We start from the raw sequence: 14,498 nt of genomic DNA, 5'->3' as shown, positions 1-14,498 counted from the left end.
GTATTCATAAAAAACACATTTTCAGTTAATCTTCTACAATAATGCTCCCATCAACTTCAGCCATTTTCAAAAATAAATTCAGTTGTTGATCAAACCGTTCTTTCACCTTTTGAGTACTTTCCTGATCCACTGACGGGTCTAAGTGCACATCAAACCGCAGCAGACAATCCGGATTTTTTTCTTCAACTGGATTCATAACGGCCCCTTTACCAGTAAGTATACCTGACTGTAAACCCATTAAATGAATCAACGCACTTTCAATAATTTTGACTTTATCTTTCTCAATATGTACTTCAGAGGTGTTTTTCTTAAAAGTAATGTCCAAATATAGTTCTCCTTTTTAGGATGGCTTTTGATTAAAGTTCAAAGTCTCCATCTAGTATAGCACACTACAGAAGGTGAATATCTTTGTATTAGAGGGAACAGTAGAGCGAGTAGCGAGAATAGAGGCGGAATTTTGCGAACTCAACACGCGAAAGAGAATGAGTAGCGAGAATAAGAGAAGAATATTGCGAGCTCGACGAGCAAAGGAGAGCGAGTAGCGAGAATAGAGGAGGAATTTTGCGAACTCAAAGAGCAAAGGGAAGCGAGTAGCGAGAATAGGAGCAGAATAATGCGAACTCGGCGAGCAAAGGAGAGCGAGTAGCGAGAATAGGAGCAGAATATTGCGAACTCGGCGAGCAAAGGAGAGCGAGTAGCGAGAATAAGAGCAGAATAATGCGAACTCGGTGAATAAAGGAGAATGAGTAACGAGAATCAGAGTAGAATTTTATGAACTCAACAAGAAAAGGAGAACGAGTACCAAAAATCAGAGCAGAATTGTACGATCCCAACAAAAAAACGAGAGTGAGTGCACAAAAAAAGCCCATCGCAAGCTTTCGGCTGACGATGGGCAATACTAGTACTAAGCGTACAATGCTTTGATTTGGTTTTGAACGTCTTTGTTTTCTAAAAACTCATCGTAAGTTGTTTCAGAACGGTCGACGACTCCGTTTGGTGTGATTTCAATGATACGGTTAGCTAATGTTTGAATAAACTGGTGGTCATGTGATCCGAATAGGATAGCTCCCTTGAAATCGATCAGTCCGTTATTCAAAGCTGTAATAGACTCTAGATCCAAGTGGTTCGTAGGATCATCCAATACTAAGACGTTGGCTTTGCTCAGCATCAATTTAGATAACATACAGCGGACTTTTTCGCCCCCGGATAAGACGGAAACTTCTTTCAGAACTTCTTCTCCTGAGAATAGCATTCTCCCTAAGAAGCTGCGCAAGAAAGTATTATCATTTTCTTCTTTAGAAGCGTACTGACGAAGCCAGTCTAAAATCGTGGAATTGTTGTTTTCGAATTCATTGCTGGTATCTTTCGGCAAGTATGCTTGAGAAGTGGTCACACCCCACTGGTAAGACCCAGTATCTGGTTCCATTTCACCCATGATAATTCTGAAAAGTGTTGTAATCGCCACATCGTTCATACTTGTAAAAGCAACTTTATCATCTCTGCCCAGGTTGAATGAGATTTTATCTAAGACTTTTTTGCCGTCGATGGTTTTAGAGATATTTTCTACACGAAGCAAGTCGTTTCCGATTTCGCGTTCTGGACTGAATCCAACGAATGGATAACGGCGAGAAGATGGTTGGATATCGTCTAGAGTGATCTTATCCAGCATTTTCTTACGAGAGGTTGCTTGTTTAGATTTAGAGGCATTCGCGCTGAATCGAGCGATAAACTCTTGTAGTTCTTTTATTTTCTCTTCTTTTTTCGCGTTGGAATCGGCTGCCAGTTTAGAAGCCAATTGACTAGACTCCAACCAGAAGTCATAGTTACCAACGAATAATTTGATTTTACCGAAGTCAACATCCACCATGTGTGTGCAGACTTTATTCAGGAAGTGACGGTCATGGGAAACAACGATGACAGTATTTTCAAAGTTGATTAAGAATTCTTCCAACCATTTGATTGACTGTGCGTCCAGACCATTGGTAGGCTCATCTAAAAGCAAAACATCAGGTTCGCCGAACAAAGCTTGTGCCAGCAAGGCTTTAACGTGTTGTCCACCGGTTAATTCGCTCATTTTCTGGTTGTGCAGATGTTCAGGAATACCTAAACCTTTTAAAAGTGTCATCGCTTCAGGTTCGGCTTCCCAACCATTTAATTCAGCAAACTCCCCTTCTAGTTCAGCAGCACGAATACCGTCTTCATCTGAGAAGTCGGGTTTCATGTAAATGGCATCTTTTTCTTGCATGATCTCATAAAGACGTTTGTGTCCCATGATAACGGTATCGATAACCGTTTGATCTTCATAATCGTAATGATTTTGTTTCAGTACAGCCATTCGCTTTTCTGCAGGAAGTGAAACATTTCCGGTAGTTGGTGAAATTTCACCAGATAAAATTTTTAAGAAAGTGGATTTTCCAGCACCGTTGGCACCAATCACACCATAGCAATTGTCATTATTGAATTGTAGATTGACTTCATCAAACAGCTTGCGGTCTGAGAAGTTTAAACTTACATCTGTTACTGTAATCATAAAAAATATAGCCTCGTTTCTCTTTAATCTCTAACAAGGCAGGTTATGCCCATTACGGTCTATTATACTTGAAATTTAAAATATTGCATGGGTTCTGTGCAGTTTAATGGAGATTTTACGTTTATTTTTTAAATTGTCATATTTCAGTCAATCAAGAAAGCGGTTTTTGTCCATATACATACATTCTTAAGATAAAAAGTGTTATATTGTGAAAAAAACAAGTGGATTTAATCAGAAAAAATGAACAAATTTCTTTACAAACTCTCCATTGATAAGAATGTAACACCTGAATCAGATTATTCCTAATTCGTATTAAGTGACAATTCAAATAACAGAGCATATAATAAATTTACTTTTTGATAACGATTATTTGAAATAGGATTCACAAATCGTCTAATCAAGAAGACATGGAGAAAAAGGAGCAACATGAAATGATGGAAAACATCAATATTGAGAGAAATCAGTTAAATGATGAATTGGTGGTCAACGCTTTAGAGCAGAATATAGCAATCATTCGGTTTGATAAAAATAAGAGAGTTACTTATGTAAATGATAATTTTGCCAATGTGCTGGGTTATCACAAAGAAGAATTATACGGAAAAGAGCATAAAATATTCTGCTTTCCGGAATTTGTGAATAGTCCCGAATATGAAGAGTTATGGGAAAATCTACTGAACGGTGTAAGTTTCCAAGATAAAATTATGAGAAGAAGTGCCTCAGCTGAAGTAGTGTGGTTGGAAGCAACTTATTTTCCAATTTTTAATGAAGGAAAAACGGAAGTGGTCGGTGTTGCCAAAGTAGCGACAGATATCACAGAACGTCAGACACAAATTGAGAAAGTAACCAATGATTTGTTAACAATGTCTTCTAAATTGACAGAAGCATCTGAAGAAGGAATTGGCAAGGGTCAAGAATTGCTGGCAGGCAATCAAGAGATGATCAATTTATCAAAAGAAAGCACAGTCAACTTGAACAGGCTGCAGGATAAAAGCAATTCGATCAAAAGCATTGTCCGCACGATCCAAGATATTGCTTCTAACACGAACCTTCTGGCAATCAATGCATCCATTGAAGCGGCACATGCTGGAGAATATGGTTTGGGATTTGGAGTGATTGCTCAAGAAGTGAAAAATCTTTCTCAAAAAGTACATGAATCTGCGTATATCATTGGAGAAGATATTTCAGCCGTCACAGATAATATCGACGTTGTAGTAAAAGGAAATAACGTTCTGCAGAATCAAATCCTAGTCAGCGAAGAAGAAATCAATGGAACGATAAATGAGTTTAATCGAATCAGTACAGAATCAAACTATTTACAAAAACAAGCTACGAAACTAGAAACGATTATTTAAAGCAAATTATTGAAGAAATGACCAGATCAGCGGTATCCTTTTCTTAAGAAAAAAGTGTCAGCAGTCGATCATTCAAGAAAGGGAGGCGATTGATTTGGAGAAAATACAGAAGATTGTAGAAAACCAACAGCGCTTTTATCAGTCAGGTGTAACGAGACAGCTGAGTGTTAGAATCAGTGCATTAAAACGACTGAAAACGGTATTGATGAAAAATGAACAGCAACTGACAGCAGCACTAAAAGTAGATTTAAATAAGTCGGCTTATGAGACATATGCTTCTGAAATCGGCATCGTACTCAGTGAAATCAGCTTTGCCATTAAGCATCTGAAAAAATGGATGAAACCAGTAAAGGTAAAAACCCCGATGACCCATCTGGGATCTAAGAGTATGATTTATTCTGTTCCCTACGGTTCGGCGCTGATCATCGGACCTTGGAATTATCCGATTCAATTAATACTAGCGCCGCTGGTTGGGGCGATTGCTGCGGGAAATTGTGCAGTACTCAAACCCTCGGAATTAACACCTCAGACAGCACAGGTTATCAGCGATCTGATCGAAGAGACTTTCCCTTCTGACTATATTGCAGTTGTTCAAGGGGATGCAGACACGACTCAATCTTTATTGGCAGAGCCGTTTGACTATATGTTCTTTACCGGGAGCGTTCCTGTCGGAAAAATCGTGATGGAAGCTGCAGCACAGACACTGACACCAGTGACGCTGGAATTAGGCGGGAAAAGCCCCTGTATTGTGCACGCTGATGCAGATCTGGATTTAGCTGCTAAACGCATAGCCTGGGGTAAATTCATGAATGCAGGGCAGACCTGCGTGGCACCAGACTATCTTTATGTCCATAAATCCGTAAAAGAACCTTTTTTAAAAAAACTGATTCAGGCTACTCAGTCTCTTTACGGGCAAAATGCTTTAGAAAATAGTGAATATACACATATAGTGAATGGAAAACATTTTCAGCGTCTTAAAGGCTACTTATCCGAAGGTGAAATCGTACATGGCGGGCATTTCGACGAGAGCAGATTGGCGATTGAACCAACGATTTTAGAAAAGGCTGACTGGACAGATACCGTTATGCAAGAGGAGATTTTTGGTCCCGTCTTTCCACTGATTGAGTATGAAACCTTAGCTGAAGTCATGGAAGGTATTTCAAAAAATCCAAATCCACTGTCACTCTATCTATTCACGCAGAATCAAAAAATAGAAGATACGATTGTACAGTCCGTATCTTTTGGCGGCGGCTGTATTAATGATACTATTTTTCATATTATTTCACCGTATTTACCTTTTGGCGGAGTAGGTTCGAGCGGGATGGGCAGCTATCATGGCAAAGCCAGCTTCGATACATTTTCTCACCAGAAAAGTATCATGACTCAGACTACACGCTTCGATAATCCCTATCGTTATCCGAATGCAAAAAACGGATTACAGGTACTGAGAAGACTATTAAAGTAAAAATAAAAAAGCCCAGCTTCAGTGAGCGTTTCCTTAACGAAACGATTCATTAGAAGCCGGGCTTTTTGCGCAAAGTTATTCTTTGAATCCGAATAAAATCCCTTTTACGTATTTGACAGCAAGATAGCCAAAGTAAAGCTCTATGCCGAACATAATCAGGTAAAGCCACCAACTATTGATTTCAATGAGCAGAGGAGTGAGCAGCATCAGCAGGATCACTGGTCCTAAGAAGAGCAAGACAGCTAAGCTTAGGCGCAGAGGTTTGCTGATTTTTCCATTTCTAAAAAATCGCTGTCCGGACAAAATGACTGTATCGAAAACCATTTCGAATAGAAATTCCAGCAGATCTGACATATGAACACTTCTTTCTACCGCTTGCAGGTTTAACGGTCTTCTTAAAATAGAATTCCAATCAATATAACGATCACGACAATAACAGGTGCCGGAATTTTCCTGGTAGCCAGCAATATGACGGTTCCAATTGTGATCAGCAGATTGTCCCACGTCAATCCGCTTTGCTGAGTTAAGATAACCGCAGCGATCGCAATCAGTCCGCCTGCTACAGCGGCGACTCCTTTCAACGCTACACGGAAGCCTTTCACGGTTTTGATTCGTTCCCACATAGGGTAAACAAAGTAGATCAACAGCAGTCCCGGTAAAAAGATTCCGATGCCTCCAGCAACAGCGCCTAAAATCTGATGGAAGACAGAACCGTTCTGTGCAGCCATGCCGCCCGCATACGCGCTGAAACTGAACATGGGACCGGGAATACCTTGAACAAGTCCATAACCTGTCAGAAACTGCTCGCTGGACATTAATCCATCTACTTCGACTAGTTCGCTGTACATTACCGGAATAACGACTTGACCGCCCCCGAATACCAAGTAACCGTAACGGTAGAACTGTTCGAAAATAGCCAGGATCTCATTCTGAAAGAAGGCTGTTAAGAGCAAACTCCCGATTGTGAAAAAGAGAAACAGAGCCAGATAAGGATAAGGCGGATTCAGTTTGACACGATTCCAGAGATTCTTTTCTTTGGTTGATGCGACACTCACGAGACCGCCGATAATCAGTACAAGCGGAAATACCCAAGGTGCTCGAATAAAGTAGGTGGCAACTGCACCAAAAAGCAGCAGCCAGAACGTTTGAGTGTCTTTAATGACTTTCTTGCCGATCCGGTAAGAGGCCAGAATAATAAACCCAACCGCCATAGGACCTATGTAACGCAGAATATCAGCGGATATCTGCTGAGCATCCAAAAACTGATATAAAAAAGACAAAACGGTCATGATAACTAAAGCAGGAAAAGCCCACACCAGCATGGTCAAGAAAGCCAGCCACGGACCGCCGACTTTGTGACCGATGGAAACGATTGTCTGAGTACTGCTGGGACCAGGCAGAAAACTGCATAAAGCCATCAGTTCAACCAGTTCTTCTTCAGTAAGATACTGTTTTTTAATGACTAATTGGTCGGTAAACACACTATAATGAGCTTCAGGGCCTCCAAAAGCCCCTAAGGAACAAATGAATATATCTTTTAAAAAAGTCGATCGGCTAATGGAAGAAGATTTCGAGACATCAGGCATGTGTTGTACTCCTTTTATAATGAATTAAGGTTTGGTTTCAGTATACTAAAATGATGGTCAATACACTATAAAATCTCATTCAGATATCAAGATATCCCGATCAGTCTTTCTTGTAATTAAAAAAAGGGTTTGCTATAGTTAGTTCATCAAAAAAAATTGATTAAGGAGCATCGATGATGAACGAAACGAAAAAAAGCGTAACAGATTTACCGGATGTTATGAAATATGCTCAACAATTTAAAGCTTTGTCAGATCCGATTCGTTTGACGGTTCTGCATCTGCTGGCTATGAATGGAAAACTCTGCGTCTGTGATCTGGAAGACCTATTGGATCTGCCGCAGTCCAAACTGTCTTATCATTTGAAAATATTATTGAATGCAGAGCTGATTCAAAAAGAAACCTCTGCTACTTGGAGTTATTACTGGATTGAAGAAGAGACAGCAAGAGAACTATTATCTGAACAGTTTTGCTATTTATTAAAATCAGCAGACGATGAGTGCTGCTAAAAGGAGGATATTATGAAAATCGTTGTGATCGGATCGGTTGCTGCAGGGACATCTGTAGCGGCCAAAGCACGCAGAAATGATGAAACAGCAGAAATTGTCGTCTACGACGAAGGGCAAGACATTTCGTATTCTGTCTGTGGAATGCCTTACTATTTAGGTGGGGAAGCGGAGTCGATAGATGCACTGATTCCCAGAGACGCCAAATGGTTCAAAGACCGTTTTGAGATCGGTATCCATACAAATCATCACGTTACCTCGATCCATCCTTCAGTAAAAGAAATCGAAGTCTATGATCGAACAGCTGGAGAAGGCAGAAGAGAAACCTATGATCAGTTAGTGCTTGCGACAGGATCCTATTCTTTAACGCCGCCACCGTTCAACCTGAAAACGCTGGAAAATGTATTCCATGTTAAGACGATGGAAAACACTAGAGATATTGACCAGTATATGCAGTCAAATAACGTGAAAAGTGCGGCGATCATTGGATCGGGCTTTATCGGATTAGAGATGGCAGAGCAGCTGACGCGAAAAGGCATCAATGTCTCGATAGTCGAACTGGCGGAGCAAGTCTTTCCGAAAATCGATGCAGACATGGCTTATTATATTGAAGAAAAATTGGCAGAACAGCATATTGAACTGCATCTTGGCGATAAAGTGAATTCAATCGACGGGGACAGAAAAGCAGAGCGGTTGGTTACGCAAAAGGGTGCTGCTCTATCGGTTGATCTGGTGATTCTAGCTGTGGGTGTAAGACCCAATACCCTTTTAGCTGAAGACACAAACATTGCCTTGGGAGAAACGGGCGCAATCAAAGTTAATGAGGTTATGCAGACTTCTGAACCCGATGTGTATGCAGTGGGAGACGTGGCAGAAAGCTTTAACCTGATTACCGGTCAGCCTGCCTATCATCCACTGGGCTCTACTGCGAACAAAATGGGACGGATCGCTGGCGATCATCTAACGGGCGGTTCCCTCACATTCAAAGGAACACTGGGAACGGGGATCTTCCGCTTATTTGACTTAACGGTCGCTTATACCGGGCTATCAGCTGCTGAAGCTGAAAAGGCAGGATTTGATCCAGTCATTATCCATAATATCAAGCCGGCTCACGCAACTTATACCGGCGGGCAAAATATGGTCATAAAAGCCGTTGCCGATAGAGAGTCAGGGAGAGTACTGGGTGCACAGATCATTGGTTCTGAAGGTGTGGACAAACGCATCGATGTTCTAGCCACTGCGATGACATTTAACGCAAAAGCAGAAGATCTGTTCCATCTAGATCTCGCTTATGCACCGCCTTTCAGCACGACTAAAGATCCGGTGCACTATACAGGAATGGTTTTGGAAAATGCCAGAAAAGACTTACCGGTGATTACGCCTGAAGTATTGGAAGAAAGAAAGGCTGCTGGTCAGCCTGTACAAATTATTGATGTTCGTTCTATGAAGGCCTATTTAAAAAATCACGTTCAAGACGCGATGAATATTCCGATGCCTGACTTAAGAAAACGGTCAGCTGAACTAGACCGTGATACCTTTACAGTCGTTTACTGCAACAAAGGTGTGACAAGCAACACAGCCCAAAACCTGCTGATCAATATTGGATTCAAAGAAGTCGCGGTTTTATCAGGCGGAAACACCAATTATCAGCACTATCAGAAAAGTAAAAAAGCCTAGTCATTAATAGAACAAAATAGCCAGCTTTTACTTCTGTTTTTTTTTGATAAATCTGCAGGAGTGAAAGCTGGCTGATACTTATTCTTTATATCAAATAATTTTGATGAATAGAATCGAAGGAGACGCAAAATGATAAAAACAAACCAACAATCATCTGTAATCAGCATTTTTGAACGATATTTAACTGTCTGGGTCCTGTTGTGTATGGCAGCCGGTATACTGATTGGTGAATTTGTTCCATGGATACCAGAACTCTTGAGTCGCTTTGAATATTATCAAGTATCCGTACCTACTGCAGTTTTAATTTGGATTATGATATTCCCCATGATGCTAAAAATTGATTTTACCAGTATATTGAACGCAACAAAGAAGCCGAAAGGACTTTTTCTGACAACCACAATCAATTGGGCGGTAAAACCATTTACGATGTTTTTAATTGCCTCATTTTTCTTTTTAATCATATTTAATGGGCTGATTGAAAATGAATTGGCCAGAGAATATATTGCCGGTGCTGTTTTATTAGGTGCCGCACCCTGTACGGCGATGGTATTCGTCTGGAGCAAGCTGACCAACGGAGACCCGGCTTATACATTGGTGCAAGTCTCTGTTAATGACATTATTATACTAGTATTATTTGCGCCGATCGTTGCGCTGCTTTTAGGTGTCGGAAACATCGTTGTTCCTTGGAACACGTTGATCTTATCCACTGTATTATTTGTTGTTGTTCCTCTGGCGTTAGGAATCGTTGTGAGAAAATGGGTAATCAATCAAAAAGGCAGTCGTTACTTCGAGAATGTCTTTATTGAGAAATTCGACCGTGTCACTATGATCGGTTTATTGATGACCTTAGTGACTATCTTTTCGTTTCAGGGAGAACGAATTGTGCAGAACCCGTTTCATATCCTACTGATTTCAGTTCCGCTGATTATACAAACCATTTTGATATTCAGCATCACTTATTTTGGAGCCTACGCTTGCAAATTGCCGTATAACATTGCTGCTCCTTCAGCAATGATCGGTGCCAGCAACTTCTTTGAGCTGTCTGTTGCTTTATCGATTTCACTATTCGGCTTAAACTCCGGAGCAACATTAGCGACAGTGGTCGGGGTACTTGTAGAAGTCCCAGTAATGCTGTTTCTGGTTAAAATAGCAAACCGGACCCAAAGCTGGTTTAGTTCTGAGAAATAGTCGTTAATGATAATGGAGAGGAAACCAGTCTTTAACCTGGTTTCTTTTCTATATTGTCTTACCTAATAAAAATGATAAACTGATTATACGAGGAGTGAAAAGATGACCGTTACATATAAAACAACAAAAACCATCGACATTGAACAGCTGAGAGCTTTGTATACAGATGTACAGTGGACAGCTTATACTCAAGATGAAACTGTTTTGAAAGCCATTGTGCCGAATTCCCTGCATGTGATTTCCGCTTGGAGTGATGACGAGCTTGTGGGTCTGACACGAGCGGTTGGAGATGGCGTTTATATTCTGTACATACAAGATATTCTTGTGAAAGAAGCTTATCAGGGGAAAGGGATCGGAAGTACGCTATTACAAAAGATGCTGGAGGCTAATCAAATGGTCCGGCAGACAGTACTGATGACTGATTATCAAGACAAGACCATTCAATTCTATGAGAAAAACGGGTTTACAAAAGCGGATAATGAAAAGACAGGCATCGCGTTTGTACGCTAGTAGATTTGAAAAAATGAAAACAACCGTAGCTGATAGAGAAACTGCGGCCAATATAGCGCCCCTCATCTGCTCAACAAGGAATTAGACGAAATGGTCAAGGTTTTGTTTACCGCAATAAACGAGCAAAAAGATCAGGAAAACCAGTTGATTAAGCAGAGAAAAGCCGAACAGACTTATACAAAAGTACCATTCTGCTCGGCTTTGCCATTTTTATCAGCTGATTCAATATCTCGACCAGCTTCTATTCTTATTGAAAAATCTGTTTTAATCTTGAACTTTATTCTTGAACAGATGCAGGGACTTTCGCTTTTAGTTTCATATCGTAGTGTGCGATGTTCTCGTCGTAATACAAGTCAGAGATGATCTCGAATCCGAATGACTCGTAAAACTGTTTTAAATAGGCTTCTGCTTGAATTTGAATATCTCTTTTAGGATATCTTACACCAATATAATTCAGAGCAACCTGCAGTAATTCACGCCCGTATCCTAAGTTACGGCAGCTTTCAGGCACCATAACGCGTCCAATTCTTGCATAGCCGTCTTTTACATAAACACGGCAGTAAGCTTCTACACGATCTTTGCAGCGTTTCACTAAGTGTGTAGCATAAAGATCGATATCATCGACTTCCTGATATGCGGCAGCCTGTTCCACCACAAATACCTTTGTTCTTTCTCGTAAGATCAAATGCAGATCTTTTGCGCTTAATTCTTCCAACTGTTTGTACTGCCACATATGCGTCCGGGAATCCTCCTAAGTCAACTGATCATAGTCATATGAATATTCTATGAAAATAATAAGATTTATTTTTCGTACGTTCAGTATACATAAAATGAATTTTTTCGCAAATGGGGATGATTCAATATGATTCAACGAGTGAATCAGCTTGATAAACTGCGTCATATCGGTTTTTCAGAGTGCTCTTTTGTGTACTTGTAAAGATCCTGTCTATTAAACTTGGTTGATTTTCTTAATTAAATGAAGAAAATCTTTAAAAGGAGTTCAAAACTACCAGTAGAGGATGAAGAAATAAAAGCTAAACGTAGTAAAAAAACGATTTATTCTAACAGCATTTCAGTAAGCCTATTCTTTTTAAGGTGTTCTACTAGAAGTAAAAAGAATTTCTGGTAAATGAATTCTGGATAAGAAGAAAAGACACTGTGCCACTTATCATCGGATGCTATGTTTATTATATGGTTAAAAAGAAGGCTGTAATTAAAAAAAGGGTATGTTTAAAATGAAAACAGAAACTGCGGCATAATTAGACAAAAAGTTCGCCAAATCAAGAGTGCTCCCTAAAAATTAACCGTGTTTTGAGTTATCTGAACTTAATGATGAGTATGTACAGATTTTAGTCTGCAAGCAACGAAGTTTAAGTCCACAAAAATAAGCCTACACAACAATGCATAGGCTTATCATCGGGGTTGTTCATATACTGTTGAGAGGCAATATACGAACTACGGTAGAGGTATTTTATTCTGCTACGATAAGATGTATTGGCTAGAGCAAGGAGAAAATAGATAGGAGTTCAGCCTCAATCTCGTAACTTGCCTATAGTATACTACAGATTTTTAAAAACTAACTGAAATAGTCATATAATGTTATCGTTTTTATCTTAAGGGGAACAAAGTATACCAATCGACAGGTGGTTTGTTCCCTTTATTTTTATTTAAGTAAAAATTCTTTACAAAAAAGTTACTTCAAGAAGGACTGCATCTCTTGTTCTATCAATCTTTTTAACTCCAGTTCTTCAATCACTTCTAACATAAACAGACCTTTATCAATTAGTTCTTGTCCATTCTCTTCGCCTGACTGCAGTAGAGCGATTCCTTTACGGACGTAACAGACTGCCAGCATATCATGTTTTTTCAGCTCTTTAGTATCCGGAATCAGATCATCCAGTGTACTTAAAGCTCTGTCGTACTGCTGGTTATCCATAAAGAGGTATACCAGATTGAATTTAAAGTTGAATTTTAAGGTTGTACTGACTTGAAACCCTGTATATTTCTGTAATTGCTGGATTGCACGATTCGCTATGTGAATGGCTGACTCAGCGCTAAATAAATATAGAATATTGTTTACTAAATAGAGTTCTGTTAAACGCCACTCATCAAATGCCTCGATCCGTTTCCAGACAGGCTCTACAAATTGCCTAGTCAGCTTAATATCAGACGTATTACTGAAGATAATCAGGCCCTTATAAATCGACTGGATATCTTTAATAATAGTATCATTATTTTCTTTTAAGTATTCATCTACTTCTGCTTTTAACTCTTCAAGTACATGCGGAAGGTTATACTTCTGATTAATAAACTTGTACATGATGTTGCCTTTTTTTGTATGAGTATAGTTACCTTGTATAAATAAAAACTCTTCCGGAGTCATTTCAAGACGATCTAAGATTAAAAAAAGTTTTGAAGCAGAGGGTTCTGTCTCTTCTCTTTCAATTTTTGAATAAGTAGACTGCCGCATAGTCCCTTGAGCGACATATTTTTGAGTATATCCTTTTGCTTCTCTGATTTCTCTGATCAGTTTCCCGGATATACGATCAAGGGATAAATAATTCGGTTTTGAATGGTTCATACTATCGTCCTCTTTTATAAAAGTTCCTCACTATAAGCATACTATACTATTGTTAATATTGCCACAAAATACAGATGATAAAGCACAATCTGCTCTGGGAAAACAATCATTCTATGCCGTTTTAAATGAATAAGTCATTAAGTAAACGAGAAAAAACCGAAAAATATCAACAATGGGTTTATTAAGAATAAAGACCATTTATTATAACCCATTATTTAATCTTCAAATCCTCAAAAATGAACAGAGTGTTTTTTATAAATTTTATGAAACAATTGTCCCAGAACCATTGTATTTAAAGGTCATTTAGTATAAAGTGAAGAGAGTGACTCTGTGAAACATATGCTGTTTCACGTGTCAAAATTAAAGGAGTTTTTGGTTATGAATCCAGAGGAATTTAAAGCCGAGTTAGAGCGCCGCGGTCTGCCGATCACGGATGACAAAATGACTCAATTCAGACTATATCTAGAATTACTTCAAGAATGGAATCAGAAAATCAATTTAACTGCAATAACGGAAAAAGAAGAAGTGTATTTAAAGCATTTCTATGATTCCCTGACTGCAGGGCTGTATGTAGATTTTAGCAAAGGGGTCCACAGCTTATGCGATGTAGGCTCAGGTGCTGGTTTCCCCAGTATCCCCCTGAAAATTCTTTATCCGGAACTGAAAATCACGATTGTCGATTCACTGAAAAAAAGAATCGGTTTCTTGGAAGTTGTCGTCGAGAAGCTGGGCTTGTCAGACGTAACGCTGCTGCATGATCGGGCAGAAACGTTTGGTCAAAACAAAGTCTACCGTGCAACGTATGATTTTGTGACAGCGAGAGCGGTCGCTCGAATGAGTGTACTGGCAGAACTTTGCTTGCCTCTGCTGAAAAAAGAAGGCGTATTTATTGCCATGAAAGCTGCGCATGCACCGGAAGAAATGAAAGAAGCGGAAAAAGCGATCGCCACACTAGGGGGCAAATTCAGAGAAGACTTTTCTTTTGAACTTCCTAATGAAGCCGGCGAAAGACATATTATACTCATTGATAAAAAGAAAGAAACCCCAAATAAATACCCGAGAAAACCAGGGACACCAAACAAAAGTCCCTTATAAACGAGACAGAA

At 39.6% G+C, this 14,498-nt stretch carries 13 protein-coding genes; 7 read left to right on the top strand and 6 right to left on the bottom strand.

What is annotated here, in order from left to right; all coding sequences use genetic code 11:
* Window positions 1-25: 25 nt before the first annotated feature.
* On the bottom strand, window positions 26-325 hold the full coding sequence (locus B6F02_RS02780; protein ID WP_080145885.1) for a hypothetical protein: 300 nt from the start codon (window positions 323-325) through the stop codon (window positions 26-28).
* A 579-nt stretch (window positions 326-904) separates the two neighbouring features.
* On the bottom strand, window positions 905-2,530 hold the full coding sequence (locus B6F02_RS02775; protein WP_080145884.1) for an ABC-F family ATP-binding cassette domain-containing protein: 1,626 nt from the start codon (window positions 2,528-2,530) through the stop codon (window positions 905-907).
* Window positions 2,531-2,961: 431 nt separating this feature from the next.
* On the opposite strand from B6F02_RS02775, the gene B6F02_RS02770 reads away from it, so the two are divergent.
* Together B6F02_RS02770 and B6F02_RS02765 are read left to right on the top strand one after the other, a co-directional pair.
* Complete coding sequence (locus B6F02_RS02770) at window positions 2,962-3,882, top strand: methyl-accepting chemotaxis protein (RefSeq protein ID WP_179128510.1); 921 nt, start codon at window positions 2,962-2,964, stop codon at window positions 3,880-3,882.
* Window positions 3,883-3,907: 25 nt separating this feature from the next.
* Window positions 3,908-5,347 (top strand): aldehyde dehydrogenase, encoded by a 1,440-nt coding sequence (locus B6F02_RS02765; RefSeq protein ID WP_306293711.1) that lies wholly within the window; start codon window positions 3,908-3,910, stop codon window positions 5,345-5,347.
* Between the two features lie 75 nt (window positions 5,348-5,422).
* On the opposite strand, the gene B6F02_RS02760 is transcribed toward B6F02_RS02765, so the two are convergent.
* Both B6F02_RS02760 and chrA read right to left on the bottom strand, forming a co-directional pair.
* Window positions 5,423-5,701 (bottom strand): hypothetical protein, encoded by a 279-nt coding sequence (locus B6F02_RS02760; RefSeq protein WP_080145881.1) that lies wholly within the window; start codon window positions 5,699-5,701, stop codon window positions 5,423-5,425.
* Window positions 5,702-5,742: 41 nt separating this feature from the next.
* The gene (gene chrA, locus B6F02_RS02755) at window positions 5,743-6,933 is read right to left on the bottom strand and encodes a chromate efflux transporter (protein ID WP_080145880.1); all 1,191 of its coding nucleotides are present in this window, start codon (window positions 6,931-6,933) and stop codon (window positions 5,743-5,745) included.
* A 176-nt stretch (window positions 6,934-7,109) separates the two neighbouring features.
* Between chrA and B6F02_RS02750 the strand changes: the two genes are divergently transcribed.
* The 4 genes from B6F02_RS02750 to B6F02_RS02735 all read left to right on the top strand — a co-directional run bounded on the left by B6F02_RS02750 (window position 7,110) and on the right by B6F02_RS02735 (window position 10,811).
* Entirely contained in the window at window positions 7,110-7,439 is a 330-nt protein-coding gene (locus B6F02_RS02750) for an ArsR/SmtB family transcription factor (protein ID WP_080145879.1), read from the top strand.
* Window positions 7,440-7,451: 12 nt separating this feature from the next.
* On the top strand, window positions 7,452-9,113 hold the full coding sequence (locus B6F02_RS02745; RefSeq protein WP_080145878.1) for an FAD-dependent oxidoreductase: 1,662 nt from the start codon (window positions 7,452-7,454) through the stop codon (window positions 9,111-9,113).
* Window positions 9,114-9,242: 129 nt separating this feature from the next.
* On the top strand, window positions 9,243-10,301 hold the full coding sequence (gene arsB / locus B6F02_RS02740; RefSeq protein WP_080145877.1) for an ACR3 family arsenite efflux transporter: 1,059 nt from the start codon (window positions 9,243-9,245) through the stop codon (window positions 10,299-10,301).
* Window positions 10,302-10,403: 102 nt separating this feature from the next.
* On the top strand, window positions 10,404-10,811 hold the full coding sequence (locus B6F02_RS02735; protein WP_080145876.1) for a GNAT family N-acetyltransferase: 408 nt from the start codon (window positions 10,404-10,406) through the stop codon (window positions 10,809-10,811).
* Window positions 10,812-11,088: 277 nt separating this feature from the next.
* Here the strand turns inward: B6F02_RS02735 and B6F02_RS02730 are convergent, their stop codons facing one another.
* Both B6F02_RS02730 and B6F02_RS02725 read right to left on the bottom strand, forming a co-directional pair.
* Window positions 11,089-11,544, bottom strand: a complete 456-nt coding sequence (locus B6F02_RS02730; RefSeq protein WP_080145875.1) for a GNAT family N-acetyltransferase — start codon at window positions 11,542-11,544, stop codon at window positions 11,089-11,091.
* A 960-nt stretch (window positions 11,545-12,504) separates the two neighbouring features.
* On the bottom strand, window positions 12,505-13,392 hold the full coding sequence (locus B6F02_RS02725; RefSeq protein WP_080145874.1) for a helix-turn-helix domain-containing protein: 888 nt from the start codon (window positions 13,390-13,392) through the stop codon (window positions 12,505-12,507).
* A 378-nt stretch (window positions 13,393-13,770) separates the two neighbouring features.
* On the opposite strand from B6F02_RS02725, the gene rsmG reads away from it, so the two are divergent.
* Window positions 13,771-14,487 carry a 16S rRNA (guanine(527)-N(7))-methyltransferase RsmG gene (gene rsmG / locus B6F02_RS02720; protein ID WP_080145873.1) on the top strand — a complete coding sequence of 239 codons (717 nt, stop codon included), beginning with the start codon at window positions 13,771-13,773 and terminating at the stop codon, window positions 14,485-14,487.
* The last annotated feature ends 11 nt before the right edge of the window (window positions 14,488-14,498 follow it).

The organism is Marinilactibacillus piezotolerans (assembly GCF_900169305.1).
GTDB classification, from domain to species: domain Bacteria; phylum Bacillota; class Bacilli; order Lactobacillales; family Carnobacteriaceae_A; genus Marinilactibacillus; species Marinilactibacillus piezotolerans_A.
The sequence above is the reverse complement of the archived record's forward strand: the minus strand, read 5'-3'. Positions and strand labels throughout refer to the sequence as shown.